1 protein-coding gene and 1 pseudogene are annotated in these 1,537 nt (G+C 68.8%); both read right to left on the reverse strand.

What is annotated here, in order from left to right; all coding sequences use genetic code 11:
* A pseudogene (locus tag LQV45_RS31480) lies at positions 1–165 on the reverse strand (MoaD/ThiS family protein); the annotation flags it as partial.
* A gap of 7 nt (positions 166–172) precedes the next feature.
* Positions 173–1,312 carry a GTP 3',8-cyclase MoaA gene (moaA, locus tag LQV45_RS31485; protein WP_230011313.1) on the reverse strand — a complete coding sequence of 380 codons (1,140 nt, stop codon included), beginning with the start codon at positions 1,310–1,312 and terminating at the stop codon, positions 173–175.
* Positions 1,313–1,537 lie beyond the last annotated feature (225 nt).

Below are 1,537 nucleotides of genomic sequence, written 5' to 3' on the forward strand. Positions count from 1 at the left end.
GGACAGGATGCGGGCCAGCGGCGGCGTACCGGCCGGCGGTTCGGGGCGCTCGACGGCGAGGATCGCCTCGAGCAGCGAGGCGAGGGTGTCGCCGTCGGCGAGGTCGTAGCGTTCTTCATCCACGCCGGCGGCAGCGCGTGCGGCAGCGAAGTAGCGTACATTCACGAAAAAGTCAGCCTCCGATGGCGCTCATGCTGCGGTCCGGCTGGACGAAGTCGGGCGCGTCGAGGCCCACATGGTCCATGCCGTGGGCCTTGGGCTTGATCCACATGGCATCCTGCCAGCGTTCGGCGAGCTGTTCGTCGCTGGCGCCCTCGCGCAGCAGCCCCAGCAGATCCACTTCCTCGCGCGAGAACAGGCAGCTCATGATCTTGCCCTCGGCGGTGATGCGCGTCCGGCGGCAGTCCGAGCAGAACGGCTCCGTGACGGAGGCGATGATGCCCACAGTGCCGAGCAGAGGGCCGGCGGCGCGGTCGGTGCCGGGAACCCGGGCCCGGACTTCGAACCGTTCCGCCGGGGCGCCGTCGCGGTCCCGCGGGTCGGAACTGAGCACGTAATCGACCGAGAGCAGTTCCCGGATCTCCGCGGCGGTGATCATGTTCCGCCGGGTCCAGCCGTGGTCCGCGTCGAGCGGCATCTGTTCGATGAAGCGCAGTTCATAGCCGCGGTCCAGTGCCCAGGCCAGGAGGGCCGGGGACTCGGCGTCGTTGATGCCGCGCATGAGTACAGCGTTGAGCTTGACCGGGCCCAGGCCTGCGGCCCAGGCGGCGTCGACGCCGGCGAGGACCCTGTCCAGGAAGGGCCGGCGGGTCAGCTTGGTAAAGGTTTCTTCATGCAGGGAGTCCAGCGAGACGTTGATTCTGGTCAGTCCCGCGGCTTTGAGTCCGGCGGCCTTCTTGTCCAGGCCGACGGCGTTGGTGGTCATCGAGATTGGCAGGCCGGGGTGGGCCTGGCGGAGCGCGGCGATGATCTGCAGCAGGTCCGCCCGCACCAGGGGCTCGCCTCCGGTCAGCCGCAGTTCACGCACGCCGAGCATGTCGACGCCGATCCGCACGATCCGGACGATTTCCTCCGCGGACATCACCGCCTGCTTGGACAGCCATTCCAGGCCCTCGGCCGGCATGCACAAGGTGCAACGCAGATTGCACTTGTCCGTCAGTGAGAGGCGCATGTCCGTGGCGCGGCGGCCGTAGCGATCCACGAGCCCTGCAACCAGGCCCTCCGGACGCCCGGACAGCGCGGCTGCAGCAGGCACTCCCGCTCCGGGACTGCCTGCCGCGCGGGGCTGGGGCATACCCAGTTGAACTGTCATAGAGTCAGGCTACGCCACCTCGCTGCCCACGTCACAGCCGCATGACGGCACGGATATTACGGATTCGGGAACGATGTCCGGCGGGGGTCCGGAGCCCTGCCCGGACCGTGGCCGCGAACCTATGCTGGAAGCGTGAACAAGACCCAGCCGGCCCCGGACGCAACGGAGAACCGGCGCATCCTCCTCGTCGAGGACGAACCGACCATCGCGGGAGTGGTCCGGGAC

The sequence above is a fragment of the Microbacterium sp. Bi128 genome (genome assembly GCF_918698205.1).